This is a genomic window from Aeromicrobium sp. Leaf350 (genome assembly GCF_916858655.1).
Lineage (GTDB): Bacteria > Actinomycetota > Actinomycetes > Propionibacteriales > Nocardioidaceae > Aeromicrobium.
In genome coordinates, this window is record NZ_CAKASL010000001.1 from 622,794 (window position 1) to 647,268 (window position 24,475).

The following is a 24,475-nucleotide window of genomic DNA, read 5'->3' on the forward strand; positions in this document are numbered from 1 at the left end:
ATCATGTCGGTCCGACGCGCCACTATGGGGACATGACTTCCTCCACCCCCGACACCACACCGGCCGCGACCGGCACGGGGCTCCCGGACGACTACCGCCCGTGGCCCGCCCTGTGGGCCATGGTCATCGGCTTCTTCATGATCCTGCTCGACAACACGATCGTGTCGGTCGCGACGCCCGACATCATCCGTGAGCTCGGCACCGACTTCACCAACGGCATCTGGGTCACGAGCGCCTACCTGCTCGCCTACGCCGTGCCCCTGCTCATCACGGGCCGTCTCGGCGACCGGTTCGGGCCGAAGAACGTCTACCTGATCGGCCTGGTCATCTTCACGCTCGCGTCGCTGTGGTGCGGGCTCACCGGGTCGATCGAGGGCCTCATCGTCGCTCGCGTCGTGCAGGGTTTCGGCGCCGCGCTCATGACCCCGCAGACCATGGCGGTCATCACCCGCACGTTCCCCGCTGCCAACCGCGGCAGCGCGATGGCGCTCTGGGGCGCCACGGCCGGCGTCGCCACGCTGGTCGGCCCCATCCTCGGCGGCGTGCTCGTCGACCTCGCGGGCTGGGAGTGGATCTTCATCATCAACGTGCCGGTCGGCGTCATCGGCTTCGTGCTCGCGGTCCGGCTCGTGCCGGTGCTGCCGACCCACACCCGCAGCTTCGACCTCGTCGGTGTCGCGCTCAGCGCGATCGGCATGTTCCTGCTCGTGTTCGGCATCCAGGAGGGCGAGAAGTACGACTGGGGCCAGATCGACGGGTTCCTCAGCGTTCCGCTGCTGATCGGCGGCGGCGTCCTCGTGCTCGCCGTCTTCTTCTGGTGGCAGACCCGCGTGCGCACCGAGCCGCTCGTGCCGCTGAGCCTGTTCCGCGACCGCAACTTCGCCGTGGCCAACATCGGCATCGCCCTGATCTCGGCCGCGATCACGGCCATGGCGCTGCCGTTCATGTTCTACGCGCAGGGTGCCCGCGGCTGGAGCCCGATCCAGGCGGGCCTGTTCATGCTGCCGATGGCGATCGTGCTGATCGCCCTGTCGCCCTACGTCGGACGCCTCGTCGACACCGTGCACCCCCGCACCATCACCCTCGTCGGGTTCTCGACCGCGGCCGTGGCCATGGCCTGGACGGGGATGCTCATCGACGTCGACACCCCGGCCTGGCAGCTGCTCGTCCCGATGGCGTTGTTCGGCGTCTCCAACGCGTGCCTCTGGGCACCCCACGGCGCCACGGCGACCCGCAACCTGCCGATGTCGGCGGCCGGCGCCGGTGCCGGGGTCTACAACACGACCCGCCAGGTGGCCGCCGCGCTGGGCAGCGCCGCCATCGCGTCCCTGATCGGGGCCCGCCTGTCGGCCAACGGGCTCGACGGCGGCGCGGAGTCGTTCCAGGCCGCCGGGGGCTCCATGCCGGCGCAGGTGCAGGGGCCCTTCGCGCAGGCGATGGCGGAGGCCTACTGGCTCCCGGTGGCGTGCTTCACGATCGGCATCGTGGTGGTGCTCTTCTTCCGTGCGCCGAACCACGACCGCGAGCCGGCCGTCGACACCGAGCGGGTGACGTCGGCCGACTGACCGTCGGGCCGGGTTCACGGCGACCCCCTAGGCTGCACGCGTGGGGGACCTACTCGATCAGATCAACGACTTCGCGATCGACCTGGGTGGGTCGGAGTGGGTCTACCTGGCGCTGTTCGCCTTCGCCGCGATCGATGCGATCTTCCCGCCGCTGCCCAGCGAGTCCGTCGTCGTGGCTCTCGCCGCGATCGGCGCCAGCACGGGTGAGCCCGACCTGGTGCTGCTGGGTCTCGCGGCCGGCCTCGGGGCGTTCGTCGGCGACAACATCACCTTCCACGTCGGCCGTGCCGTCGGCGTCGAGCGTTTCCACCCCGACCGGAGACCGAGGCTCGGCAAGGCGATCCACCGGGCGCGGTACGAGCTGGACCGTCGCGCGGCCATCCTGATCCTGACGGCGCGCTACATCCCCGTCGGCCGGGTCGCGGTCAACCTCACAGCCGGTGCGACGGGCTTTCCCCGCAAGCGCTTCGTCCCGCTCAGCGCCCTGGGTGCCGCCTCGTGGGCCACCTACTCCGTCCTGATCGGCGTGGTGGCCGGCACCTGGGTCAAGGAGAACCCGCTGCTCGGCGCTGTCGTGGCCGTCACCATCGCCGCGATCGTCGGCTACCTGATCGACCGCGTCCTCCAGCGCAAGCACCGCAAGGACGAGGCCGCCGCCGAGGACCTCGACCCCGATCCGGCCGCCTGACCTCGACTCGCCCGCCCGGCGCCGTCTCAAGCCTTGTCGTTTTGTCCCACATCGTGAGATCTGTCAGCAGGTCGCTCAGGGACGCCTAGATTCTCCGGGAGCCGACGCCGATCCGAGGCGCCGACGACCGAAGGATCCCACCATGAGCCTGAACCGACGCACCCGTCGCACCGCCGTCGCGGCCGCCACCGCGGCCCTGCTGACGCTCGGCGCCTGCGCCAGCGCGGGAGGTGGCAGCGGCGACGGCGACAAGGAGGTCGTCGACCTGGTCGGCTTCGCCGTCCCGGAGGCCGCGAACGAGGCCATCGAGGCCAAGTTCAACGAGACCTCGGAGGGCGAGAACATCGACATCCGCGGCTCCTACGGTCCGTCGGGCGACCAGAGCCGCAAGGTCGAGGCCGACCCGGAGATCGCCGACTACGTGCACTTCTCCCTCGAGGGCGACGTCGATCGCCTCGTGAAGGCCGGCCTGGTCGACGAGGGCTGGAAGGACAACGAGAACGAGGGCATCGTCTCGCGCTCCGTCGTCGTGCTGGTGGTGCCCGAGGGCAACCCCGGCAACATCCAGGGCTGGGACGACCTCGCCCGCGAGGGCGTCTCGATCGTGACGCCCGACCCGGACTCCTCTGGCGCCGCGCGCTGGAACATCCTCGGTGCCTACGGCCACGCGATCGCCGAGGGCAAGACCGAGCAGGAGGCGAACGACTTCCTCGTCAGCGTGTTCCGCAACGTCGACCAGTGGGCCGCCAGCGGCCGCGAGGCCACCACGGCCTTCGACACCGGCGAGTACGACGTGCTGATCAGCTACGAGAACGAGGCCATCCTGGCCCGCCAGAACGACAAGGCGTACGACTACATCGTCCCGGACGACACCCTGCTCATCGAGAACCCCGGAACGGTCCTGATCGACGCCCCCGAGGCGGCGACGACCTGGCTGGACTTCGTCCTCAGCGACGAGGGTCAGACCGAGTTCGTCAAGAAGGGCTTCCGCCCCGTCGACGACGAGCTGGACCTGGACGGCATCGAGGTCGAGGGCGCCAACGATCCCTCCGACCCGTTCCCGACTCCCGCGACGCTCCTCACGATCGCCGACGACTTCGGCGGCTGGGACGCGGCCAACGCGAAGTTCTTCGCCGAGGAGAACGGCCTCATCAAGCAGCTGCGTGACCAGGCTGCCCAGGGGTGAGCACGCTCGACACCGAACGCCCTGAGCCGGCGCCCGCGCAGCCTCCACTGCGCCGGCGCCGGCCTCGGCGTTCCACCCTGACCCGCGCCTCGGGCGTCGGCCTCGGTCTGGCCGTCGTCTGGTTCAGCCTGCTCGTGCTGATCCCGCTCGCGGCCGTCGTCATCGCAGCGGCCGACGGCGGGTGGGACACCTTCGTCAACACCATCACCGACGGCGACACCGCGGCGGCGATCCGGCTGACGGTCGCCGAGGCCGCACTCGTCACGATCGTCAACGTCGTGATGGGCACCGTGATCGCCTGGGTGCTCGTGCGCGACCGGTTCCCGGGCAAGCGCGTGCTGGAGGTCGTCATCGACCTACCGTTCGCCCTGCCCACGATCGTCGCCGGCCTCGTCCTCCTGAGCCTCTACGGCCCGGACAGCCCGGTCGGCGTCAACGTCGTGAACACGCGCCAGGGCATCTTCCTGGCGCTGCTGTTCGTGACGTTGCCGTTCGTCGTCCGCACCGTGCAGCCCGTGCTGCTCGAGCTCGACGCCGAGGTCGAGGAGGCCGCCGCGTCCCTGGGCGCCTCGCGGGCCACGACGTTCCGGCGCATCATCCTGCCGGCGCTGGCTCCCGCCATCGCCGCCGGCGCGTCGCTGGCCTTCGCCCGGGCCATCAGCGAGTTCGGCTCCCTCGTGCTGATCGCCGGCAACCAGCCGCGCAACACCGAGGTCGCCTCGCTCAAGATCCTCAAGTACATCGAGGGCGACCAGCAGGCGGCCGCCGCGTCCGTCGCCGTGCTGCTGCTCCTCGTCGCGGTCGTCGTGATCGTGGCCCTCGACCTGATCTCACGGAGGGTGGCGGCCCGTGGCTGACGCGATCCCCACGCCCCTCGACGCCGGGCCCGTGCAGGAGGCGAAGCGACGCGTCCGCAGCAAGCGCGGTCCCCTGGCCTACACCCTGCGCGTCGTCGTCATCGCGTACCTGTTCTTCCTGGTCGTGTGGCCCGTGTCGGTCGTCGTGCAGCGCGCCTTCGCTCCCGTCGACGGCAAGCCGGGCGGCATCGGCCCGCTCTGGGAGCGCCTCACCGACCCGGCCGCGATCTACGCCTTCAACCTGACGCTGACCGTCTCGTTCTGGGCCGTCGTCATCAACACGATCTTCGGCGTCGGCATCTCGATCCTGCTCGTGCGGCACCGCTTCCCGGGCCGACGCGTCCTCTCGGTGCTGATCGACCTGCCGATGAGCGTCTCCCCCGTGGTCGTCGGTCTGGCGCTCGTGCTGACCTACAGCACGTCGCTCGGCATCTTCGGCGACGTCCTGCAGGCGACCGGGCTGCGCATCATCAACTCCACGCCCGGCCTCATCATGGCCACTGCGTTCGTCAGCCTGCCGTTGGTGATCCGTGAGGTCATTCCCGTGCTCGAGGAGGTCGGCGACGACGCCGAGACCGCCGCGAAGAGCCTGGGCGCCAACGGCTGGCAGGCGTTCTGGCGCATCACGCTGCCCACCATCAAGTGGGCCGTGGTCTACGGCGTCGTGCTGAGCGCCGCACGGGCCATCGGCGAGTACGGCGCGGTCCGCATCGTCAGCCGTGGAGCCGAGTTCAACGGCGAGACCGCCACCCTGCTCATCCAGAACGAGTACGGCGCCTTCAACGAGGCCGCGGCCTACGCCGCCGCGTTCGTGCTCGTCGTGCTGGCCGTCCTGGCCCTCGTCGTCATCACCGTCATCCGACCGCAGGAGTCGCACCGATCATGAGGAACTCGTTCGTGAGGAAGCAGCCATGAGCATCGAGATCGAGGGCGTCAACAAGTTCTTCGGGGACTTCGCGGCGCTGACCGACATCAACCTGACGATCCCGACCGGTCAGCTGACCGCCCTGCTCGGCCCGAGCGGCGGCGGCAAGTCGACCCTCCTGCGCGTCATCGCCGGGCTCGAGGAGGCCGACACCGGCCGGGTCACGATCGAGGGCAATGATGCGACCTCGCTGCCCGTGCAGAAGCGCAACGTCGGCTTCGTGTTCCAGCACTACGCCGCGTTCAAGCACCTCAGCGTGCGGCGCAACATCGCCTTCGGGCTCGAGATCCGCAAGCGCCCCAAGGCCGAGGTCAACGCGAAGGTCGAGGAGCTGCTCGAGCTCGTCCACCTGACGCAGTGGGGCGACCGCAAGCCCGCGCAGCTCTCGGGTGGTCAGCGCCAGCGCATGGCGCTCGCCCGGGCCCTCGCGATCGAGCCGAGCGTGCTGCTGCTCGACGAGCCCTTCGGCGCGCTCGACGCCAAGGTGCGCAAGGAGCTGCGCGACTGGCTGCGCCGGTTGCACGACGAGGTCCACGTGACGACCGTGTTCGTGACGCACGATCAAGAGGAGGCCCTCGAGGTCGCCGACCAGATCGTCGTCATCAACGACGGCAAGATCGAGCAGATCGGCACCCCCGACGACCTGTACGACCGGCCGGCGAGCGAGTTCGTGCTGAGCTTCCTCGGACCCGTCACGCGGCTCGGCGGCGACCTGATCCGTCCGCACGACATCGAGATCTCCCGCTACGAGCAGGCCTCCACCGCCGCCGGACCCATCACCCGGTGGACGCGAGTCGGCTTCGAGGTGCGCCTCGAGATCACGCCCGACGACGCATTGCACCCCGAGCCGGTGCAGGTCGCGCTGACCCGGACGGAGGCGCGGGCGCTCGACCTCAACCTCGGCGACCGCGTGTGGCTGCGCCCGGCGGTGGGCGCTCAGTCGGTGATCAGCGGCTGAGCTCGCGGGCCCGCAGGACGCGGGTGCCGATCACGAAGATCAGCAAGCCCAGCAGCGCGAGACCGGCGCCGACCAGGCTCGGAGCACGGTAGCCGTGGCCCGCGGCGATGACCATCGAGCCGAACCAGGCGCCGAGGCCGTTGCCCACGTTGAGGGCCGAGTGGTTCAGCGCGGCACCCAGCATCTCGGCGTCGCCCGCCTCGTGCATCAGGCGGACCTGCAGGTTGATCGCCACGACCGAGCCCAGGCCGCCGATCGCGAACGACAGCAGCGCCAGGGCCAGCGGGACGCCGGCCAGCGGCAGCACGAGCAGCAACGTCACGACGGTGGCCACGAAGCCCAGCACGATCGAGCGCTCGACGTCCCAGTCGGCCATGCGCCCGGCGATCCACGTGCCGCCGACGGAGCCGATGCCGAACGCCAGCAGGAACAGCGGCACCGCGCCCTCGCCCAGGCCGGCCTCGTCGGTCACGAGCTTCGCGATGTAGGTGTACATCGCGAACAGACCACCGAAGCCCACCATGCCCGCGACGGCCGCCACGACGACCTGGGGACGCTTCAGCGCCGAGAGCTCCTGGCGGACCGTCGCGTCCGGGTTGCCCGGCGTGGCCGGCACGAAGGCGAGGATCATCAGCGCCGCGACGACGGCGATCGCGAGCACGACCCAGTACGCACTGCGCCACCCGAGGTTCTGCCCGAACCACGTGCTGGCGGGCACGCCGGCGACCGTCGCGACCGACAGTCCGAGCATCACCGAGCTGATCGCCCGGCCGCGGTGCTGCGGCGGCACCATCGAGGCGGCGATGAGCGAGGCGACGCCGAAGTAGGCGCCGTGCGGCAGGCCGGCGACGAAGCGGGCCAGCATGACGGGCCCGTAGGTCGAGGCGATCGCGGTGAAGGCGTTGCCGATGCCGAGCGCCAGCACGAGCGCGACGGCCAGCCCGCGGCGGGGCAGGCGCGCGCCGAGCGAGACCAGCAGCGGAGCGCCGACCACCACGCCGAACGCGTACGCCGTGATGACGTGGCCGGTCGTGGGCACCGACTCGCCGATGCCGTCGGCGATGTCGGGCAGCAGGCCCATCGACATGAACTCGGTCGTGCCGATCGCGAAGCCACCCATCGCGAGCGCCAGGAGGGCGAGACCGAGGTGGGCCGGACGCACGGTCGGGAGACCGAGCTCGCCGGTCCCGGACGTGGGGGCGGCGGCGGTCGGCGCGGCAGGGCTCTCGGAGGTCACCCTTGATTCAAGCCCACCCGATGGCGTCGCATTCCTCCAGGCCCGCGCGAGCCGCGGTGGCAACCGTCACAGCGGGGCCTCGATCGAGGGTTCCCGGTAGACTGGTCGCGGTGAGCCGGGAAGTCTGGTCGGCGGGTGCGAGAGCGCTCCAGCCTTCGACCGACCCCGAGGACCTCCACCCGTGACCATCACCTCGCCCGCCTCCCGCCTGCGTCGCCTGACGACCGACGAGACCGTCTCCGGCCTCGTGCTCCTGACGGCGGCGGTCATCGCCGCCGTCTGGGCGAACTCCCCCGTCGGCGACGCCTACCGCGACCTGACGTCGGCCGTCATCGGCCCCTCGGCCCTGCACCTCGACCTCAGCGTCTCGACCTGGGCCGCCGACGGGCTGCTGGCGGTGTTCTTCCTGGTCGTCGGTCTGGAGATCAAGCACGAGCTCGTCGCGGGCAGCCTCAGCGACCCGCGCGAGGCCGCGGTGCCGATGCTCGCCGCCGTCGGCGGGGTCGTCGTCCCGGCGCTCGTGTACACCGCCGTCGTCGCGACCCAGGGCACCGCCTCGGAGCTGCACGGGTGGGCCATCCCCGCGGCGACGGACATCGCGTTCGCCGTGGCGGTGCTGATGGTGGCCGGCCGCGGGCTCCCGCTCGCGCTCCGGGTCTTCCTGCTGACGCTGGCCGTCGTCGACGACCTGATCGCGATCACGGTCATCGCCGTCTTCTACACGGCCGAGGTCGACCTGCTGCGCCTGCTGGGGGCCGCCGGGGCGGTCGCCGTCTTCGCGGTGCTGGCCCGCGCCCGCACGGCTCGCTGGTGGCTGCTCGTGCCCGTCGGCCTGGTCGCGTGGTGGCTGATGCACGAGTCGGGCGTGCACGCGACCGTCGCGGGAGTCCTCCTGGGTCTGACCGTCCCGGCCTCCGTCCCGGACGACGGCACCGACTCGCGGGCGGTGCGATGGGCGCACGGCGTGCAGCCGTGGTCGAACGGCATCGCCCTGCCCGTGTTCGCCTTCACCGCGGCGGGCGTCCACCTGGCTGACGGTCTCGTGGACCCCCTGACCTCGCCGGTGGCGCTGGGCGTCGTGGGCGGTCTGCTCGTCGGCAAGGTCGTCGGCGTGCTCGGGACCACGGCGCTGGTCACTCGGCTGACGCCACTGCGCCTCCCCCAGGGCATCGGCGTGCGCGACCTGCTGGGGGTGGGCCTGCTGACCGGCATCGGCTTCACGGTCGCCCTGCTGATCGCGGAGCTGTCGTTCACGAACCCCGACGAGGTCGACGCGGCCAAGGCCGCCGTGCTCGTGGCCTCCGTCCTGGCCGCCGTGCTGGGTGCCATCGCCCTGCGTCTCGAGGCCCGTCGCGCCCGCAGCGACGACATGAACGAGGACGGCGTGCCGGACGGGCCTCTCCCCCGCATCGGAGATGCATGAGCGGCGCAGCATCGGAGATGCATGAGCGGCGCAGCATCGGAGATGCATGACCGGCACCGCATCGGAGATGCATGACCGGCACCGCATCGGAGATGCATGACCGGCACCGCATCGGAGATGCATGAGCGGCGCAGCATCGGAGATGCCTGACCTGCACCGCATCGGAGATGCCTGACCTGCACCCGTTTGCCGCCTGAGCGGTCTGCGCTACGTTGACGATGTCGCGCAGGTCACATCCCCGAAGGAGCATCGATGAGCCCCACCCCGGTCAAGATCGCCGTCACCGGAGCCGCAGGACAGATCGGCTACAGCCTGCTGTTCCGCATCGCCGGAGGTGACCTCCTCGGCCCCGACACCCCCGTCCAGCTGCAGCTGCTCGAGATCGAGCCCGCGCTGAAGTCCCTCGAGGGCGTCGTGATGGAGCTCGACGACTGCGCATTCCCGCTGCTGGAGTCGGTCGAGATCGGCTCGGACCCGAACCAGGTCTTCGAGGGCGTCAACCTCGCGCTCCTCGTCGGCGCCCGGCCCCGTTCGGCCGGGATGGAGCGGGCGGACCTCCTCGAGGCCAACGGCGCCATCTTCACCGCGCAGGGCAAGGCGTTGAACGCCGTGGCCGCCGACGACGTCCGCATCGGCGTGACCGGCAACCCGGCCAACACCAACGCACTGATCGCGATGAGCAACGCCCCCGACATCCCGCGCGAGCGCTTCAGCGCGCTGACCCGGCTCGACCACAACCGCGCCCTGAGCCAGCTGCACGGGCGCACGGGCGTGCCGGTGGCGGACATCCGCAAGGTCACGATCTGGGGCAACCACTCCGCGACGCAGTACCCCGACATCTTCCACGCCGAGATCGACGGCCGCCCCGCGGTCGACGTCATCGACGACCAGGACTGGATCGAGAACACCTTCATCCCGACGGTCGCCAAGCGCGGCACCGCGATCATCGAGGCGCGCGGCGCCTCGTCGGCGGCCTCCGCGGCGTCGGCCACGATCGACGCGGCCCGTGACTGGCTGCTCGGCTCGCACAGCGACGACTGGGTCTCGATGGCGGTGGCCTCCGACGGCTCCTACGGCGTCCCGGAGGGCCTCATCTACTCCTTCCCCGTCACCACGTCGAACGGGTCGTGGAGCATCGTCGAGGGCCTCGACATCAACGACTTCAGCCGCGCGCGGATGGACGCCACGGCGGCCGAGCTCGCCGAGGAGCGCGACGCCGTCACGAAGCTCGGCCTGATCTGAGTCAGGCGTCGGGGCCCGGGGGCACGACGAAGCCGAGCACCGCGAGGGAGATGCCGAGGAAGGCCGTCCAGGCCACGTCGAACCCGCGGCTGCGGACGGCCAGCAGACCCTTCTGCTCCTCGGGCACGACCGCGCGCAGCCCGGCCGAGACGATGAACGCGCCGCCGACGACCACGATCCCGCGGCGCCAGTGACCCAGACCGACGAGCACGAGACCGACCAGCACGACGAGCAGCAGGACGATGTACGCCTGCGTCCCCCGCGACCGCGGCACCTTCAGGAGCGACCTCACGCGCTGGTCGCCTCGAGGGCCTGTTCCGTCGCGTCCACGACGTTGGCCAGCAGCATCGCCCGGGTCATGGGCCCGACACCGCCGGGGTTCGGCGCGACCCAGCCGGCGACGTCGTGCACGCCGGGGTGGAGGTCGCCCACGATCTTGTTGTCGTCGTCGCGGCTGACGCCGACGTCGAGGAGGGCGGCACCCGGCTTGACCATGTCGGGCGTGATGATGCCGGGCACACCGGCCGCGGCGATCACGATGTCAGCCCGGCTGACCTCGGCGGCGAGGTCACGCGTGCCGGTGTGGCACAGCGTCACGGTGGCGTTCTCGCTGCGACGGGTGAGCATGAGCCCCATCGGCCGCCCGACCGTGATGCCGCGTCCGACGACCGCGACGTTGGCGCCGGCGATGGGCACCTCGTGGCGTCGCAGGAGCTCGATGATCCCGCGCGGGGTGCACGGCAGCGGTGCCGGCTCGTTCAGCACGAGCCAGCCGAGGTTGGTGGGGTGCAGGCCGTCGGCGTCCTTGGCCGGGTCGATCCGGCCGATGACGGCGTTCTCGTCCAGGCCCTTCGGCAGCGGCAGCTGCACGATGTAGAGCGTGCACTCGGGATCGGCGTTGAGCTGGTCGACGGCCGCCTCCACCTCGGCCTGCGTGGCGGTGGCCGGCAGGTCGATGCGGATCGAGCGGATGCCGATCTCGGCGCAGTCCTTGTGCTTGGCACCCACGTACCACTGGCTGCCGGGGTCGTCGCCGACCAGGATCGTGCCGAGTCCGGGGACGACGCCCCGCTCGGCAAGAGCGGCGACGCGGGTCGCGAGCTCGGACTTGATGTCGGCGGCGGCCGCCTTGCCGTCGAGGATCTGCGCAGTCACGGGGACGAGTCTGTCACGCGACGGCACCGGCGATTCACAGGGGAATCCCGTCGCCCGGTGACGACCGTCGGCATAGACTCACCAGGCCGCGCCGACCGGGTGCCCTGCATCACACCGGCGGCACCGGATCGAGAACGAACTTCGGACGAGGAGCGTCAATGGCGTCGCGAGCACAACTCAGCCAGGCCAGGAGCCGGGCCCGGCGTGACGAGCTGCTGGCTGCGGCGATCGACCTGTTCGCCGAGGGCGGCGCACGCGCCGTGACGCACCGTGCCGTCGCGGCTCGCGCCGGTCTTCCTCCCGCCACCACGACGTACTACTTCGCCTCGATCGAGGAGCTCGTGCGCGAGGCGCTCTCGACCCACATCACGAGCTGGGTCGCCACGCTGGAGGCCCTCGCGGACGTCGAGATCGACCCCCGGCTCGACCTGGGCACCGCGAGCGACTTCGTGACCTCGATCTTCGCGACCCGCAGCCCCGAGAAGGCCGGCACCGAGCTGGCGATCTACCTCGCCGCGGCCCGTGACCCCGAGCTCCGCGAGGCCGCCGCCGACGCACTGCGTGCGCTGGAGGACCTGGCGGTCCGCTTCTTCGACCGGCTCGGCGTCCAGGCCCCGCGGGAGGTTGCCGCCCAGACCGTCGCCCTGATCGCCGGGATCGCGCTGAGGCGTCAGAGCGGGCCGTACGACGACGCCGAGGAGGCGCGACTGCTGACGACGGCGATCGGCCACCTCGTGGCCGCACACCTCGCCGCCACGCCGGCCGAGGCGACCGCGACCGTGACCTCCTGACACCGGGCCCCTGCCGACGAGCGTGCCCTGCGTGGCGAGCCTAGGCTCGCCGCATGGTCCGTCTGCGTCGTGTCTCCCCCGACGAGCCGGGGTGGTCGCGGGTCCGCCACGGCCGCGGGTTCCGCTACCTCGGGCTCGACGGGGTCTCACTCACGCCGGTCGACATCGAGCGGTGCAAGCGGCTCGTCATCCCGCCCGCCTGGACCGAGGTCTGGATCTGTCCGTTCGACCACGGTCACCTGCAGGCCGTCGGCACCGACGACGCCGGCCGGCGTCAGTACCTGTACCACGAGGAGTGGCGACGTCGTCGCGACGCGGAGAAGTTCGAGGCGATGGAGCAGTTCGCCCGGTCGCTGTTGCAGAACCGGCGGGTCGCGCGGAACGACCTGCGCCGGGAGGAGCCGGACCTGACCCGCGCCTGCGCCGTCGCGTTCGGGCTGCTGGACCTCGGGCTCTTCCGCATCGGCAACGAGCAGTACCGCGCGGCGAACGGGAGCCACGGCCTGACGACGCTCGACCGCGACCACGTGACGGTCGAGGGCCAACGGATCGCCCTGCACTACCCCGCCAAGTCGGGACAGGTCGTCGACGGCTCGGTGCGGGACGAGCGCCTGGCCACCGCGGTCCAGGCGATGCTCGATCGTGAGGGCGGGACCGATCGCGCCTTCGCGTGGGCCGACGAGAACGGCTGGCACGACCTCGACTCCGCGACGGTCAACGCCTACGTGGCCGACGTGCTCGGCCCGGGGTTCACGGCCAAGGACTTCCGCACCTGGCGCGGCACCGTGATCGCCGCCCGCTCGCTGGCGCTCTCCGACGTCTCGACGGCCCGCTCCCGCAAGTCCGCCGTCACGGCGGCGATGAAGGAGACGGCGGGCCACCTCGGCAACACCCCGGCCGTCGCCCGGTCGTCCTACGTCGATCCCCGCGTCGTCGACCTGTTCGAGCAGGGCATCACCCTCGGCGACACCGCCCTCGGCTCACGGCGCCGCATCTCCCCCGGCGCCCCGGTGCCCCGTGTGCTCGAGCGGTCGGTGCTCCGCCTCCTCCGGCGCTCGGCGTAGGCGGACACCGCAGCGCGGGCGGTGCGGTTCCAACGGCCCGCGGGAGCCCCTCAGTGGAAGAAGTGGCGGGTGCCCGTGAAGTACATCGTGACGCCGGCGGCCGTGGCCGCCTCGATCGTCTCGGGGTCGCGCACCGAACCACCCGGCTGCACGATGGCCTTCACGCCGGCGTCGATGAGGATGCCGGGGCCGTCGGCGAACGGGAAGAAGGCGTCGGACGCGGCGACCGACCCCCGCACCCGCTCCTCGCCGGCCCGCTCGACCGCGAGGCGGCAGGAGTCGACCCGGTTGACCTGACCCATGCCGATGCCGACCGACGCGCCGTCGGCCGCGAGCAGGATCGCGTTGGACTTCACGGCGCGGACCGAGGTCCAGGCGAACGCGAGGTCGGCCAGCGTCGCCTCGTCGGCCGGCTCACCGGCCGCGAGCGTCCACGTGCTCGGGTCGTCGCCGCCCGTGACGCCGGCGTCGCCCTCGACCACCGCGTCGACGCGGTCCCGCAGCTGCACGAGGACGCCGCCGCTGACCTGCCGGAGCTCGGCGGCCGGGTACTGACCGAGGTCGTCGGCCTGCAGGATCCGGATGTTCTTCTTGCCCTGCAGCACCTCGACCGCTCCGTCCTCGTACGAGGGAGCGACGATGACTTCGGTGAAGACCTCCGCGACCTGCTGGGCCATCGCGACCGAGACGGGTCGGTTCGCGGCGATGACGCCGCCGAACGCCGAGACCGGGTCGCACGCGTGGGCCCGGGCGTGGGCCTGGGCGATGTCCTCGCCCACCGCGATGCCGCACGGGTTGGCGTGCTTGATGATCGCGACCGCCGGACGGTCGTGGTCGAAGGCCGCACGGATCGCCGCGTCGGTGTCGACGTAGTTGTTGTAGCTCATCTCCTTGCCGTGCAGCTGCTCGGCCGCGGCCAGGCCGCCGGAGCCGTCGGTGTAGAGCGCCGCCTCCTGGTGCGGGTTCTCGCCGTAGCGGAGCACCGCCGACTTGTCCCACGCCTCGCCCACGAACGCCGGCCAGCCGTCCTCGGCCGTGTCGTAGGAGGACGCGAACCACGACGCCACGGCCGCGTCGTACGAGGCGGTGTGCGCGAAGGCCTGCGCGGCGAGGTGACGACGCTGCTCGAACGTGAACCCTCCCGACGTGAGGGCCTCGCGCACGTCGCCGTAGGCGTCGGGTGACGTCACGATCGCGACGGTCGGGTGGTTCTTGGCCGCGGCGCGCACCATCGACGGTCCGCCGATGTCGATCTGCTCCACGCACTCGTCGGGCGAGGCGCCGGAGGCGACGGTCTCGCGGAACGGGTAGAGGTTGACCACGACCAGGTCGAACGGCTCGACGCCGAGGTCGGCGAGCTGCTGCACGTGCGACTCCAGCCGGGAGTCGGCCAGGATGCCGGCGTGCACGCGCGGGTGCAGGGTCTTGACCCGCCCGTCCAGGCACTCGGGGAAGCCCGTGAGCTCCTCGACCGGGGTCACGGGGACGCCCGCCGCCTCGATCGTCTTCGCGGTCGACCCGGTCGAGACGATGTCGACGCCGGCGTCACGCAGCGCGTGGGCGAGCTCCTCCAGACCGGTCTTGTCGTACACGGACACGAGGGCGCGCTTGATCGGGCGCTGGGTCATGCGGATTCCTTCTTCCGAGGGGACGTGACGCGGCGTCCGTCCGTCGAGTAGCCGTCGCGGGCCAGGCGGCCCACCCACTCGACGAGCATGCCGCGCTCGCTGGTCTTGATGCGTTCGTGCAGGGAGTCGACGGTGTCGTCGTCGAGGACCGGGACGGCGACCTGCGCCACGATCGGGCCGGTGTCGACGCCCTCGTCGACGAGGAACAGGGTCGCGCCGGTGATCTTGACGCCGTGCTCGAGCGCGTCGCGCGGGCCGTGCATGCCCGGGAAGGACGGCGAGAGCGCGGGGTGCGCGTTCAGCGTGCGGCCGCCGAACCGGGCGAGGAACGCCGGGCCCGTCAGCTTCATGAAGCCGGCCAGCACGACCAGCTCGGGCGCGTGCGCCGCGACCCGGTCGGCCAGCGCCACGTCCCACGCCTCGCGCGTCTCGAAGTCGCTCACCCGGAGCACGAACGTGGGGACCCCGGCCGCCTCGGCCCGCTCGAGCCCCGCGATGCCCTCGCGGTCGGCGCCGACCGCCGCGACCCGCACGCCGTAGGCGGGGTCGTCGCACGCGTCGAGGAGGGCCTGGAGGTTGGTGCCGCTGCCCGAGACGAGGACGACGACGGGAGTCGCGTCAGTCAGCGGAGGCACGGCCTCCACGATAGTGGGCCGCTGCGGCACCGACCCCGGCGGCCACGGCCAGGAACGGCAGGACCGCCAGCAGCCCCAGCAGCGACTCGGGACCGACCTCGGTCATGCGTCCGGGGCCTGCGGCGCCTGCGGACGTCCAGGTCAGCAGCGCGAGCGCGACCGAGCCGGCGGCACCGGCACCGGCGGCGACGCCGACACCGCGCCAGAAGTCGAGGGCGAGATCGAGGTGACCACCGCGCACGAGCCGCCACCCCGCGAGGGCGGCGGCGGCGATCGGGACCAGGCCGAGCAGGATCACCCAGGTCGGGAGGTCGCCCGGAGCGGGCAGAGCCGCGAGGACGGGCAGACCGGGCACCTGACCCAGGTCGGCGCTCGTGAGGTCGACCGACGTGTCGGTGCCGACCTGGAAGCCCGGACCGAGCAGGGCCGCAGCAGCCCACAGCACCAGCGTCGGCACCAGCAGGACGCAGACGGCTGCGAGGGCGATGCCGCCACCGAAGCCGGGATCGAGCAGCGCCCACAGGCTGCCGGCCTGCTCGACGTGCCGCGCCAGCAGTGCCACGACGAGCAGGAGCGCGACGGTCAGCACCGTGACGACGATGGTCGCGGCTCCGCGCAGCACCGCGAGCAGCTCGGGTCGGTCGGCCGGCCACCAGGCGGCGGGTGCGCCGTGCACGCTGACGTAGGCCAGCGCCGCCCCGACGCCGGCGACGACGAAGGTCACGAGCGCCGCGCGGACGGTCGGCACCGAGATCGAGGAGTCGTTGGCCACCGAGGTCACGATGGACGCCAGCACCGCGTAGACGCCGGCGGCCGTCGCGGCGAAGGCGGCCGGCTCCGCGACCGGCTCCCGCACCTGCCGCCGGGCGACCAGCACCACGACGGCCAACGTCAGCAGGACCCCGCCCCACGGCACGAGGCTCACCTCGGCGCCGTCGGCGCGGATCCCGCTGCCCTGCGCGACCAGCCAGACCCGCGCGCCGGCGCGGATCGTGCCGATCGCCCCGTCGCCGGCACCGGCCACGAGGAGCAGCACGGCCGTGAGCACCCAGCCCACGAGCGCAGCCCAGATCGCGGCGACAGCGCCCGGCCAGATGGCGGATCGCAGTTCGTCGGGAGAGGTGAGGCGAGCAGGGGACGGCACCCCACCATCCTCCCCTGTAGTGTTGCGGCGTCTTCCGGAGCCACGCCGACTCGCGAGGAGGGGTTCGATTGCCGCGGGTCGAGGAGTTCGACGCGTTCTACACCTCCACGTCGGAGGACGTCCTACGGGTGTTCTACGCCCTGACGGGCGACCGAGCCGTGGCGCGCGACGCGACGATCGACGCCTACCGGCGCGCCTGGCGCGACTGGGCGAAGATCCGCGACCACGAGCCGCAGCGCTACGTGCGCGTCGAGGCCTGGAAGGCGCAGGCCGTCACGCGCGGCACGCACCCCCTGCGGCGGCGGCACGAGGAGGACTCCGACACCGAGCTCCTCGACGCCCTGATGGACCTGCCGTCCGACGACCGGCGACTCCTGGTGCTGATGACCCTCGGCGCGACGGACCTCGACGTCGCCGCCCGCGAGATCGGCGTCGGTGACGAGGAGGCGATCGAGCTCGTCACGACCGCGATCACGACCCTCGAGGCGAGCACGGGGCAGACGATCGACCAGCTCGAGCGCCGCCTCAACGCGCTCGGCTCGGTCACGAGCCAGCTGCCGATGCCGGAGCCGGAGCAGATCCGCGAGCGCGCGACCCGTGGCCACCGGTTCAACACCGTCGCCGTCGCGATCGCGGCCGTCGTCGCCATCGCGCTGGGCAGCGTCGCCCTCACGGACGGTCGCCCGCTCACCCAGCTCGCCAGCGACTCCTACCGCGAGAAGATCGGCGCCGAGAGCCACGACCTCGTGCTCGACGCGCAGAAGATCTCGACCGACAACCTCCTCACGACCGACCAGGTCTCCGACCTGGCACCCGCCGCCAGCTGGAGCATCGACTCCACCGAGCAGGACACCGACGAGTCCGACGCCCTCACGACCTGCGCGACCGACCGCTTCGCGACCGACGACCCGCTCAAGGTGTTCGTGCGCACCTTCGACAACGGCGGCACCCCGAGCCAGCGGGTCACGCAGTCGATCGAGGTGGCCCGCGGCGTCGCACAGGCCAACGAGGCCTACCTGAAGGCGGTCGACTGGTACGCCGGCTGCGACCTCCCCCGCGTGCAGCTGACCGAGTCGTACCGGGTCAGCCGCCCGTTCGGCGACGTCCTGATCCTGCGGCTCGTCGACCACGGTGCGGCCGACCGCACCATGACGGTCGGGATCGGCTGGTCCGGCACCGTCACCTCGACGATCGTGCACGAGACCGACGGCACGGCGGCGCCCTCGATCGAGGACTTCGCGCTCACGATCAGCGACTCGTTCGAGAAGGTCTGCAGCGACAGCGGCGGCCAGTGCAGCGACGACCCCACGGCGATCCCCGCCGATCCGCCGCCCCTCGCCGAGGACCCCGGCTTCCTGGGCACGGTCGACCTCCCCGCCCTCCCCGGCGTCACCAACCCGTGGGCCAGCACCGAGCCCGAGGAGGCCACCGGCAACCCGGCGTCGACCACGTGCGACCAGGCCGACTTCTCGGCGGCCGGCGGCACCGCGACGTCACGAATCTTCCTCGCGCCCGACCCCGACGCCGAGACGGCCGCGGTGACCTTCGGCCTCGTGGAGTCGGTCGGCACGTTCGACACCCCCGAGGCCGCCACCGCGTTCGTCGACCAGGTGCAGGCGGCGATCAACGCCTGCCCGCAGAACAACCTCGCGGCCTCCGTGGACCAGCCGCTCGCCTTCGGCGACACCCCCGACAACCGCGGCGCCACGTGGGCCCTCACCCTGCAGGTCGAGGGCGGCGAGCCCGTCACGCTCCGCACCGCCATCGTGCAGCGGGGCTCTGCCGTGGCGCAGATCCTCTTCACCCCGACCGCCACGGTCGACCTCAGCCCCGAGGGCTTCACCGCGGTCGCCCAGCGCGCGGCACAGCGACTGATCTACGCCGCTCCCCCGGCCTGACCCTCCCCGGCCCCGTCGGCTGGGGCACCCCAGCCACGCGAGACGGTCAGGACGCAGAACGGGCGGTGACCGACCGACGTCAGTCACCGCCCGTTGAAGGCTGTCAGGCTCAGAGCGCCTTCAAGATCTCCCGCATGAGCTCAGCGGTCTCGGACGGCGTCTTGCCGACCTTGACCCCGGCGGCCTCGAGGGCCTCCTTCTTGCCCTGCGCGGTGCCCGCACCGTCGGACACGATGGCGCCGGCGTGGCCCATCGTCTTGCCCTCGGGAGCGGTGAAGCCGGCCACGTAGCCCACGACGGGCTTGGTGACGTTGGCCTGGATGTAGGCCGCGGCCTTCTCCTCGGCGTCGCCACCGATCTCGCCGATCATGACGATGGCCTTGGTCTCGGGGTCGGCCTCGAACGCCTCGAGGGCGTCGATGTGGGTCGTGCCCACGATCGGGTCGCCGCCGATGCCGATGGCCGTCGAGAAGCCGAAGTCACGCAGCTCGAACATCATCTGGTAGGTCAGCGTGCCCGACTTCGAGACGAGACCGATCGGACCCTTGCCGGCGATGTTCGCCGGCGTGATGCCCGCGAGCGCCTCGCCCGGCGTGATGATGCCGGGGCAGTTCGGGCCGATGATCTGCGTCTTCTTGCCCTGGGCGTAGGCCCAGAACTCGGCCGAGTCCTGGACGGGGACGCCCTCGGTGATGATGACGAGCAGACCGATCTCGGCGTCGATGGCCTCGATGACGGCGTCCTTGGTGAACGCCGGCGGGACGAACGCGACGGAGACGTCGGCACCCGTCTTCTCGATGGCCTCGGAGACCGAGCCGAAGACCGGCAGCTCGACGGCGTTGCCGTCGGCGTCGGTGTGGGAGACGGTCGTGCCCGCCTTGCGAGCGTTCACACCGCCCACGACCTGGGTGCCGGCAGCCAGCATGCGGGCGGTGTGCTTGGAGCCCTCACCGCCGGTGATGCCCTGGACGATGACCTTGGAGTCCTTGGTCAGGAAGATCGACATGTCTAAAGGCCCCTTCAGCCGTTCGCCAGCTCGGCGGCCTTGTCGGCCGCGCCGTCCATGGTGTCCACCTGGGTCACGAGCGGGTGGTTCAGCTCGTCCAGGATCGCGCGTCCCTCGTCGACGTTGTTGCCGTCGAGGCGCACGACGAGCGGCTTGGTGGCGTCGTCACCGAGGAGCTCGAGAGCGCCCTTGATGCCGTTCGCGACCGCGTCGCAGGACGTGATGCCGCCGAAGACGTTGACGAACACGCTCTTGACCTGCGGGTCGCCCAGGATGACGTCGAGGCCGTTGGCCATGACCTCCGCCGAGGCGCCGCCGCCGATGTCGAGGAAGTTGGCCGGCTTGACGTTGCCGTGCTTCTCGCCGGCGTACGCGACGACGTCGAGGGTGCTCATGACGAGACCCGCGCCGTTGCCGATGATGCCGACCTCGCCGTCGAGCTTGACGTAGTTGAGACCCTTCGCCTTGGCCTTCGCCTCGAGCGGGTCGGCCTCCTCGTGGATCACGAAGTCCTCGTGGTGCGGGTGGCGGAACTCCGACGCGTTGTCGTCGAGCGACACCTTGCCGTCGAGGGCCTCCAGCTTGTCGCCCTCGAGACGGGCGAGCGGGTTGACCTCGACGAGCGTCGCGTCCTCCTCGACGAACGTCTTCCAGAGCGCCTGGATGAGGGTGACCGCCTGGTCGGCGAGCTCGGCCGGGAACTTGGCCTCCTCGACGATCGCGCGGGCCTTGGCCTCGTCGACGCCGGTGCCGGCGTCGATCGGGATCTGGCGCACGGCCTCGGGGTTGGTCTTGGCGACCTCCTCGATCTCCACACCACCCTCGACGCTGGCGATGCAGAGGTAGCTGCGGTTCGAACGATCCAGCAGGAAGGAGAAGTAGTACTCCTCGACCGGGGGCGTGGCCGGCGTGACGAGCACGCGGTTGACCGTGAGGCCCTTGATCTCCATGCCCAGGATGTTCGACGCGTGCTCGTAGGCCTCGTCGGCGGTCTTGGCGATCTTGACGCCGCCCGCCTTGCCGCGGCCGCCGGCCTTGACCTGCGCCTTGATGACCGTGACGCCGCCGAGCTGCTCGGCGGCGGCCTTGGCCTCATCGGCCGTCTGGACGACGACGCCGAGCGTCGTCGCGACGCCATGCTTGGCGAAGAGTTCCTTCGCCTGGTATTCCATCAGATCCACGGTGATGACCGTCCTGTGGTGTTGACGAGTGAATTCGGGCGCACCGGCGATCGCGCCGAGAGCCGTGGCGACTCTAACCGCGCCGGTATCGCAGGGCGAACCCGGGTCGGTTACCCGTGGGTCAGGTCACCCTCACCGAGCGGGGCACCGACCTCGACGTCATCCGCGTCCCGCGCCGTGAGCGCCTGCGCCACCGGGTCGACCTGAGCCTGGTCGCCGACCTCGACGCCGTCGGCGTCCTCGGCCACGGCGATCGCGGCGACCTGGTCGGGGGTGAGCCCGGAGCCCGCCCAGACGACCTCGACGCCGGCGTCGCGCAGGACCCGTGCGCGCCGCACGAGCGCGTCCTCGGCACCGGATCCATCCGCCAGACCGGCGACGACGACACGGCGGGGATCGGAGGTCACCCGGCCATCGTCCCACCCTGTGAGACCTCGCACATCGCCTGCCATGTTTCCGCCTGATGACAGGGGTACGGTGGAGGAGATCATCCGATCGGCTGTGACGATCTCATCCTGTCGGCTATCCTCGTCGAGGTTTGTGTCGTCCATCGGTCGGAGGTTGTGCGTGAGTTCTCCCGCACCCAAGCGCCGACTCGACGTCCGTCACCAGTCCAGCGTTCGCGCCTCGGACCAGGCGGCCTCGAGTCGCCGGGCCGCCCCGCGCCGTGCTCGCCGCTCGTTCCGTCCGTCGATGGCGATGGTCGGCGCGGTCGCGCTCGTGCTCGCCGGGCTGGGCTCCGCCGTGGTCAGCAGCCGCGCCGACTCCGGCACGCTGGGCGGCGACTACCAGGCACTCTCGGCCGACGTCTCGGACGGCGGCTTCGACGTCAGCCGCAGCGGTGACCGCGAGCTGCTCGAGGAGCAGACGCAGGCGCAGGCCGACCAGCTCCTCCAGGCCCAGCAGGACCTGCAGGTCGCGACGCAGGCCAAGGCCGACGAGCTCAAGGCCAACCAGTGGGTGCTGCCCGTCACGGGCTACCGCATCACGGGTCGTTACGGCGTCACGAACTCCCTGTGGGGCAAGGGTCACTCCGGCCTCGACTTCGCCGGTCCGAGCGGCTCGACGATCTCCTCGATCGCCTCCGGCACCGTCATCGCGGCGCGATACTCGGGCAATTGCGGCAACATGACGCAGATCAAGCTCGACGCCGAGGACATCGTCCTCATGTACTGCCACCAGAGCCGTCAGACCGTCTCCGAGGGCCAGCACGTCCTCGCCGGCGAGACGATCGGCTACACGGGCTCCACCGGTCGCTCGACCGGTCCCCACCTGCACGTCGAGGTCAAGCCGGGCGGCGGCAAGTCCGTCGATCCCGAGCCGTACTTCAACGACCACAACGTCTACCCGTAAGCGCGCGGTTCACTCCTCACCGCAGTCAGGCTTCGCCTGAGCGCCTGCCTCGCCTTCGGCTCGGCCCGTGGTTGCCAGCCGGTGGTGGGAGCAGCCGGCCACCAGCGGTCGTCCGTCCGAGGAGTTCGATCGCGATGCCGGCTAGAGCTTCTCGAGCTTCGCGTAGCGCAGGATCAGCCGCTTGACCCCGGCCGAGCCGAAGTCGACCGAGGCCTGCATGTTCTGGCCGCTGCCGTCGAGGGCCACGACCGTGCCGAGGCCGAACGTGTCGTGGCTGACGCGATCGCCCGGCTCGAGCGAGGGGACCCCGCTCATGTCGGCCGATCGCGAGACCGAGCGGGACGTGAACGACTCGCTGCGGCGGGTCGTGGCCGACGGCGTGGACGGCATCCAGGACGTGGGTGACGGGGCCTCGCGGCGCCAGTCGACGAGCTCGGCCGGGACCTCGTCGAGGAAGCGCGACGCCGGGTTGTACGCCGGCGCGCCCCAGGCCGACCGGCTCGTGGCCCGGGTCAGATAGAGCCGCTCGCGGGCACGGGTGACGCCGACGTAGGCCAGCCGTCGTTCCTCGGCGAGCTCGTCGTTGTCACCGATCGACCGCATGTGCGGGAAGATGCCGTCCTCCATGCCGGTCAGGAACACGACCGGGAACTCCAGGCCCTTCGCGGTGTGCAGCGTCATGAGCGTGACGACCCCGTCGCCCTCCTCCGGCAACGAGTCGGCGTCGGCCACGAGGGCGACGCGCTCCAGGAAGGCGTCGAGCGAACCGGGCTCGAACGCCAGCGCGTCGTCCGGGTCGACCTCGGGGGCGTCCTCGTCGATCGTGGCCGCACCCGTGACGAACTCGCGGGCCACCGCGACGAGCTCGGCGAGGTTCTCGACCCGCGTCTCGTCCTGGGGGTCGTCGCTCGACTCCAGCGCCGCGAGGTAGCCCGAGCGCGTGAGCGCGGCCTCGAGCACCTGGTCGGCGGGCGCTCCCCCGGCGGCCATCGCGCGCAGCTCGTCCATGACCGTCGCGAACTCGCGCACGGCGTTGGCCGAGCGGGTGGCGAGCTCGTTGACCTCGTCGACCCGACGCATCGCATCGGCGAGGCTGGTGCGCTCACGGGCGGCGAAGCTCTCGAGCGCGGCCTCCGCACGGTCGCCGATGCCGCGCTTGGGCTCGTTGACGATGCGCCGCAGGGAGACGACGTCGCGCTCGTTGGAGATGGCGCGCAGGTAGGCCAGGGCGTCGCGGACCTCCTTGCGCTCGTAGAACCGGACGCCACCCACGACGCGGTACGGCAGCCCGACGCGGATGAAGACTTCCTCGAACACACGGCTCTGGGCGTTGGTGCGGTAGAACACCGCGACCCCCGCCGGCGTGACGACCTCGTCGTCGGTGAGCGTGTCGATCTCGTCGGCGATGAACTGCGCCTCGTCGCGCTCGTCGTCGCCGACGTACCCGACGATCTGCTCGCCCTCGCCCGCCGCGGACCACAGGTTCTTGGCCGGGCGGTTCTCGTTGCGGCTGATCACGGCGTTGGCGGCCGACAGGATGGTCTGCGTCGAGCGGTAGTTCTGCTCGAGCACGATCGTCTCGGCGTTCGGGAAGTCCTTCTCGAACTCCAGGATGTTGCGGATCGTGGCGCCGCGGAACGCGTAGATCGACTGGTCGGAGTCGCCCACCACCATGAGGTCGGTGTGCTCGTCGCTGAGCTCGCGGATGAGCTGGTACTGCGCGTGGTTGGTGTCCTGGTACTCGTCGACCAGCACGTGCCGGAACCGCCGGCGGTACCCCTCGGCGATCGCCGGGAACGCCTGGAACAGGTGCACCGTGTGCATGATCAGGTCGTCGAAGTCCATCGCGTTGGCCGCGGCGAGCCGGCGCTGGTACTCGCCGTAGATCTCGGCGAACGTCTCCTCGGTGGGGGTCGAGGCCTGGCTGCGGGCCGACTCGTGGTCGACGAGCTCGTTCTTGTGGTTCGAGATCCAGTTGAGCACCGCGCGAGGTGGGACCCGCTTCGGGTCGAGCTGCATGTCGCGGCACACGAGGGTCACGAGTCGCTTGGCGTCGGTGGCGTCGTAGACCGTGAACGACGACGTGAAGCCGAGCGTCGTGGCCTCGCGGCGCAGGATGCGCACGCACGCCGAGTGGAACGTGGAGACCCACATCGCGCGGGCGGCCCCGCCGACGTCCTCGGCGACCCGCTCGCGCATCTCGGCGGCGGCCTTGTTGGTGAACGTGATGGCGAGGATCGAGCCGGGGTTCGCGCCACGCGCGGCCATGAGCCAGGCGATGCGGCGCGTGAGGACCCGCGTCTTGCCCGAGCCGGCACCTGCCACCACCAGCAGCTGGCCCGGCTCGTGGCCGACGGCTGCGCGCTGGGGGTCGTTGAGACCTTCCAGCAGGGTCTCCGACCGCGGCCGCCGGCGTCCTTCGGAGGCGGGGGCGGCATCACGGGAGGGGCGAGCCTCGGGCACGGGGAACGGCAGCGTCATCGTCGTCCCAGCCTAGTCGGCCGCGCCGACGCTCCCGCGCCGGCCGCGTCGGTCCGCC

Annotated in this window: 22 protein-coding genes and 1 pseudogene; 13 read left to right on the top strand and 10 right to left on the bottom strand. The window is 71.4% G+C overall.

Annotation, left to right across the window (positions count from 1 at the left end; all coding sequences use genetic code 11):
• Positions 1-32: 32 nt before the first annotated feature.
• The 7 genes and pseudogenes from LO931_RS03125 (at position 33) to LO931_RS17625 (ending at position 6,179) form a co-directional block, all read left to right on the top strand.
• A complete protein-coding gene (locus LO931_RS03125) occupies positions 33-1,565 on the top strand; it encodes a DHA2 family efflux MFS transporter permease subunit (RefSeq protein WP_229051761.1) in 1,533 nt (510 codons plus the stop codon).
• A gap of 40 nt (positions 1,566-1,605) precedes the next feature.
• Positions 1,606-2,253 (top strand): DedA family protein, encoded by a 648-nt coding sequence (locus LO931_RS03130; protein ID WP_229051762.1) that lies wholly within the window; start codon positions 1,606-1,608, stop codon positions 2,251-2,253.
• A 142-nt stretch (positions 2,254-2,395) separates the two neighbouring features.
• On the top strand, positions 2,396-3,439 hold the full coding sequence (locus LO931_RS03135; protein WP_229051763.1) for an extracellular solute-binding protein: 1,044 nt from the start codon (positions 2,396-2,398) through the stop codon (positions 3,437-3,439).
• The gene (gene cysT, locus LO931_RS03140) at positions 3,436-4,296 is read left to right on the top strand and encodes a sulfate ABC transporter permease subunit CysT (protein WP_229051764.1); all 861 of its coding nucleotides are present in this window, start codon (positions 3,436-3,438) and stop codon (positions 4,294-4,296) included. The genes LO931_RS03135 and cysT overlap by 4 nt, the downstream gene beginning before the upstream one ends.
• A complete protein-coding gene (locus tag LO931_RS03145; RefSeq protein ID WP_229051765.1) occupies positions 4,289-5,182 on the top strand; it encodes a sulfate ABC transporter permease subunit in 894 nt (297 codons plus the stop codon). Before cysT ends, LO931_RS03145 begins: the two co-directional genes overlap by 8 nt.
• Positions 5,183-5,207: 25 nt before the next feature.
• Positions 5,208-5,864, top strand: a pseudogene (locus LO931_RS03150) (sulfate/molybdate ABC transporter ATP-binding protein); the annotation flags it as partial.
• A gap of 27 nt (positions 5,865-5,891) precedes the next feature.
• A complete protein-coding gene (locus LO931_RS17625) occupies positions 5,892-6,179 on the top strand; it encodes a TOBE-like domain-containing protein (RefSeq protein WP_370636088.1) in 288 nt (95 codons plus the stop codon).
• On the opposite strand, the gene LO931_RS03155 is transcribed toward LO931_RS17625, so the two are convergent.
• Positions 6,169-7,416 (bottom strand): MFS transporter, encoded by a 1,248-nt coding sequence (locus LO931_RS03155; protein WP_229051767.1) that lies wholly within the window; start codon positions 7,414-7,416, stop codon positions 6,169-6,171. The genes LO931_RS17625 and LO931_RS03155 overlap by 11 nt on opposite strands.
• 181 nt (positions 7,417-7,597) lie before the next feature.
• On the opposite strand from LO931_RS03155, the gene nhaA reads away from it, so the two are divergent.
• Entirely contained in the window at positions 7,598-8,839 is a 1,242-nt protein-coding gene (gene nhaA, locus LO931_RS03160) for a Na+/H+ antiporter NhaA (RefSeq protein ID WP_229051768.1), read from the top strand.
• A gap of 252 nt (positions 8,840-9,091) precedes the next feature.
• Positions 9,092-10,081: a malate dehydrogenase gene (locus tag LO931_RS03165; RefSeq protein ID WP_229051769.1), complete on the top strand. Its 990-nt coding sequence runs from the start codon at positions 9,092-9,094 to the stop codon at positions 10,079-10,081.
• A gap of 1 nt (position 10,082) precedes the next feature.
• Here the strand turns inward: LO931_RS03165 and LO931_RS03170 are convergent, their stop codons facing one another.
• Positions 10,083-10,373 (bottom strand): DUF3017 domain-containing protein, encoded by a 291-nt coding sequence (locus tag LO931_RS03170; protein ID WP_229051770.1) that lies wholly within the window; start codon positions 10,371-10,373, stop codon positions 10,083-10,085.
• Complete coding sequence (locus LO931_RS03175; RefSeq protein WP_229051771.1) at positions 10,370-11,236, bottom strand: bifunctional methylenetetrahydrofolate dehydrogenase/methenyltetrahydrofolate cyclohydrolase; 867 nt, start codon at positions 11,234-11,236, stop codon at positions 10,370-10,372. Before LO931_RS03175 ends, LO931_RS03170 begins: the two co-directional genes overlap by 4 nt.
• Before the next feature lie 158 nt (positions 11,237-11,394).
• Here LO931_RS03175 and LO931_RS03180 point away from each other — a divergent pair, with 158 nt between their 5' ends.
• Both LO931_RS03180 and LO931_RS03185 read left to right on the top strand, forming a co-directional pair.
• Positions 11,395-12,027, top strand: coding sequence for a TetR/AcrR family transcriptional regulator (locus tag LO931_RS03180; protein ID WP_229051772.1), 633 nt, complete (start codon positions 11,395-11,397; stop codon positions 12,025-12,027).
• Positions 12,028-12,080: 53 nt separating this feature from the next.
• The gene (locus LO931_RS03185; RefSeq protein ID WP_229051773.1) at positions 12,081-13,091 is read left to right on the top strand and encodes a DNA topoisomerase IB; all 1,011 of its coding nucleotides are present in this window, start codon (positions 12,081-12,083) and stop codon (positions 13,089-13,091) included.
• A 50-nt stretch (positions 13,092-13,141) separates the two neighbouring features.
• On the opposite strand, the gene purH is transcribed toward LO931_RS03185, so the two are convergent.
• Genes purH through LO931_RS03200 form a run of 3 tightly spaced genes read right to left on the bottom strand, consistent with a single transcriptional unit; the run spans position 13,142 to position 16,498 of the window.
• Positions 13,142-14,719 carry a bifunctional phosphoribosylaminoimidazolecarboxamide formyltransferase/IMP cyclohydrolase gene (purH, locus tag LO931_RS03190; protein WP_229051774.1) on the bottom strand — a complete coding sequence of 526 codons (1,578 nt, stop codon included), beginning with the start codon at positions 14,717-14,719 and terminating at the stop codon, positions 13,142-13,144.
• Positions 14,716-15,345: a phosphoribosylglycinamide formyltransferase gene (gene purN / locus LO931_RS03195; protein WP_370636089.1), complete on the bottom strand. Its 630-nt coding sequence runs from the start codon at positions 15,343-15,345 to the stop codon at positions 14,716-14,718. Before purN ends, purH begins: the two co-directional genes overlap by 4 nt.
• Complete coding sequence (locus LO931_RS03200) at positions 15,338-16,498, bottom strand: DUF6350 family protein (protein ID WP_229051776.1); 1,161 nt, start codon at positions 16,496-16,498, stop codon at positions 15,338-15,340. Before LO931_RS03200 ends, purN begins: the two co-directional genes overlap by 8 nt.
• A 68-nt stretch (positions 16,499-16,566) precedes the next feature.
• Here LO931_RS03200 and LO931_RS03205 point away from each other — a divergent pair, with 68 nt between their 5' ends.
• Positions 16,567-18,396 carry a hypothetical protein gene (locus tag LO931_RS03205; protein ID WP_229051777.1) on the top strand — a complete coding sequence of 610 codons (1,830 nt, stop codon included), beginning with the start codon at positions 16,567-16,569 and terminating at the stop codon, positions 18,394-18,396.
• A gap of 109 nt (positions 18,397-18,505) precedes the next feature.
• Here the strand turns inward: LO931_RS03205 and sucD are convergent, their stop codons facing one another.
• The 3 genes from sucD to LO931_RS03220 all read right to left on the bottom strand — a co-directional run bounded on the left by sucD (position 18,506) and on the right by LO931_RS03220 (position 20,990).
• On the bottom strand, positions 18,506-19,402 hold the full coding sequence (gene sucD / locus LO931_RS03210; RefSeq protein ID WP_229051778.1) for a succinate--CoA ligase subunit alpha: 897 nt from the start codon (positions 19,400-19,402) through the stop codon (positions 18,506-18,508).
• A 14-nt stretch (positions 19,403-19,416) separates the two neighbouring features.
• Complete coding sequence (sucC, locus tag LO931_RS03215; protein WP_229051779.1) at positions 19,417-20,583, bottom strand: ADP-forming succinate--CoA ligase subunit beta; 1,167 nt, start codon at positions 20,581-20,583, stop codon at positions 19,417-19,419.
• 110 nt (positions 20,584-20,693) lie between these two features.
• Positions 20,694-20,990, bottom strand: a complete 297-nt coding sequence (locus LO931_RS03220; RefSeq protein WP_229051780.1) for a hypothetical protein — start codon at positions 20,988-20,990, stop codon at positions 20,694-20,696.
• 160 nt (positions 20,991-21,150) lie between these two features.
• Between LO931_RS03220 and LO931_RS03225 the strand changes: the two genes are divergently transcribed.
• Complete coding sequence (locus LO931_RS03225) at positions 21,151-21,936, top strand: M23 family metallopeptidase (protein WP_229051781.1); 786 nt, start codon at positions 21,151-21,153, stop codon at positions 21,934-21,936.
• 141 nt (positions 21,937-22,077) lie between these two features.
• Here the strand turns inward: LO931_RS03225 and pcrA are convergent, their stop codons facing one another.
• Complete coding sequence (gene pcrA, locus LO931_RS03230; RefSeq protein ID WP_229051782.1) at positions 22,078-24,417, bottom strand: DNA helicase PcrA; 2,340 nt, start codon at positions 24,415-24,417, stop codon at positions 22,078-22,080.
• Positions 24,418-24,475: the final 58 nt, after the last annotated feature.

Coding starts and splice junctions, on each gene's coding strand:
- LO931_RS03125 (WP_229051761.1), top strand. CDS start 33: ATGACTTCCTCCACCCCCGACACCACACCGGCCGCGACCGGCACGGGG.
- LO931_RS03135 (WP_229051763.1), top strand. CDS start 2,396: ATGAGCCTGAACCGACGCACCCGTCGCACCGCCGTCGCGGCCGCCACC.
- LO931_RS03165 (WP_229051769.1), top strand. CDS start 9,092: ATGAGCCCCACCCCGGTCAAGATCGCCGTCACCGGAGCCGCAGGACAG.
- LO931_RS03180 (WP_229051772.1), top strand. CDS start 11,395: ATGGCGTCGCGAGCACAACTCAGCCAGGCCAGGAGCCGGGCCCGGCGT.
- LO931_RS03185 (WP_229051773.1), top strand. CDS start 12,081: ATGGTCCGTCTGCGTCGTGTCTCCCCCGACGAGCCGGGGTGGTCGCGG.
- purH (WP_229051774.1), bottom strand. CDS start 14,719: ATGACCCAGCGCCCGATCAAGCGCGCCCTCGTGTCCGTGTACGACAAG.
- sucD (WP_229051778.1), bottom strand. CDS start 19,402: ATGTCGATCTTCCTGACCAAGGACTCCAAGGTCATCGTCCAGGGCATC.
- pcrA (WP_229051782.1), bottom strand. CDS start 24,417: ATGACGCTGCCGTTCCCCGTGCCCGAGGCTCGCCCCTCCCGTGATGCC.